Annotated in this window: 1 protein-coding gene and 1 pseudogene; both read left to right on the top strand. The window is 64.6% G+C overall.

What is annotated here, in order from left to right:
• Positions 1 to 262: pseudogene (locus EOA22_RS31325) on the top strand (sugar isomerase); the annotation flags it as partial.
• Positions 263 to 403: 141 nt separating this feature from the next.
• A complete protein-coding gene (locus EOA22_RS31320) occupies positions 404 to 1,570 on the top strand; it encodes an ROK family transcriptional regulator (protein WP_127390495.1) in 1,167 nt (388 codons plus the stop codon).
• The last annotated feature ends 575 nt before the right edge of the window (positions 1,571 to 2,145 follow it).

Genomic DNA, 2,145 nt, shown 5'->3' with positions numbered 1-2,145 from the left:
GGTGAAGATCGCGCAGGATCTTGCGGCGCTGGGCTGCTCCTCGGTGCTGGTGACGCGGCGCAGCGATGTCGCTCCAGCCGACAGGCTGGTGGTGATCTCGATTCCCGCGCTCGGCAACGCCATCGCTGATGCCATACTGGAGATCATCGCCATCCAGCTCATTGTCGGCGACATGCAGGACGCGGCCGGCCTCACCGATATCGTGTTCCGCTACCGCCAGACCGATACCAAGCTGAAGCCGTGGTCGCCGACCGAAGTCTGACGTCCTTGTCCGGACATCGCGGAAATTGCCAAACCGGTCAGCAATGAGGCATTGAGGACAGGATATGGCTTTCGAGTCGGGGCAGCGAATGCGCTTTCGCCGACCGGAGACAGGATTTCAGGCAAAGGTCGAACGGCTGAGATGGCGGCTGCGGAAATCCCCAATCTGACCGACAGCGCCCGGGCGGTGCTGCGCCTGCTTGCCTCGCACGGGCCGGTGACGCGGCCAAAGCTCGGCGCCATGCTCGACCTGTCGAAGCCTACCATGTCGGCGGCGGTGTCGGAGCTGAGCGCGCTCGGCCTCGTCGCCTCGCGTGGGATTGAGCGCGGCGCCATTGGCCGCACGGCGACGATCTACGGCATCGGTCCAGGTGCCGGCTACGCGATCGGCATCGATGTCGGCGCCGCCCAGGTGCGCGCCGTCGCCTATTCGATGGATGCGCAGAAGCTGGCGTCGGCGGAAGAACCCATCCCGGAAGCGATAGCCGGCGACGCCGACGCGGTCGGCGCCGTCGTAGAGTCGGTGGCGCGTGCCACCATGGCCAGGGTCGCCAAGAGTTTTCGCGCGCTGCGCGCCATTGCGGTGGCGGTGCCGCGCATCGTCTCCAACAATCGTTTTGACCGGCCCGGCGGGCCGTCCGCCGTGCTTGGCCTGCTGCGGCGCAGTATCAAAGTGCCGATCATCCTGGAAAATAACGTCAATTGCGCGGCCATCGGCGAGATGCATTTTGGCGCCGCGCAAGGCCACCAGACCTTCGCCTTCCTGCAGGTCGGCGTGCGGGTCGGCCTCGGCTTCATCACCGAGGGGCGTTTGTTTCGCGGCGCCGGTGGTGCGGCCGGCGAAATCGGCCGCATGCCGTTTCCATGGTCGGCCAGCGAGACGCCCTATCGTGAAGGGCTCGAACATTATCTCGGCTCGCGGGCGTTGATCGAGCGCTGCCGTGTCGACTGGCCCGCAGGAGAAGGCGTGCCGCCCGACTCGGCCAAGGATCTTTTTGCACGCGCGCTCGAGGGCTCGCCGCCGGCGGTAGGGGCCGGCAGGCTGGCGGCCGGCTGCATCGGCATGCTCGACCCCGGCCTGATCGTGCTCGGCGGCGGTGTCGGCAGAAACCCGCTGATGACGGAAAACGTCGAACGCGTCGCAGCAGAGCTTGCATGGTCAACACCCATCGCTGTCAGTTCCCTGGGGGATGACGGGACCGCGCTCGGTGCCGTGAAGCTGGCAGTTGATTACACTCTCGGGCTGATGCTGCGCGAAGGGCGTCACCCGGCTGTGGTGCTGCCCCCAGCGTCAAACGTGGAGAGTTAGAGGTGGTGTATTGTGGAGCACAGTATCTCGTCGTCGCTGAGCAGTGACTGCTCTTACCTTGCCAAGGAAGCGCCTGATTGACGAGAGAGAGATTGTGCCATGTGGATTTCGCTCATTACGGACTTCGGGAACGTTCGGGGCAGGGATTCAGGTGGTTGGACCGACCGGCGAGGTCCAGGAACTTGCCGTGATAGTCGCCGTCGACCTCCTGGTTGAGGTGCGGCATCAGCCTCGTTTCAGGCGATCATGAGGTCGGCTTCGAAATCCTGCTCGAGAACTGCATCTGCTCGAGGCCCGAAACGGCATCAGGATTGATTGGGACCGCTTGAGCCCTCTGGTTTCTGAGGCGACGCCTATTTCGTCACATCAGGCTGCCGACGCGTCAATGTGGCGCTCGCGATACCGAGGGATATTGCCTACCAGCGTTGATGCACATGGGGCTTGATGTCCTGGTCGTAGACGTCCCGGATCTTGCCCATGAGTTCATCGGACAGCCGCGGGAGGTCCGCGGCTTCAGCGTTGGGACGGGCCTGTGTGGGCTTGCGGGCGCCCGGAATGACGTCGCTCACCGCGTC

Origin of the sequence: Mesorhizobium sp. M7A.F.Ca.US.014.04.1.1 (genome assembly GCF_003998745.1) — a bacterium.
In the GTDB taxonomy this organism is placed as follows: Bacteria; Pseudomonadota; Alphaproteobacteria; order Rhizobiales; family Rhizobiaceae; genus Mesorhizobium; species Mesorhizobium ciceri.
Note: the sequence above shows the minus strand (reverse complement) of the source record. Positions and strands in the feature narration are given on the sequence as shown.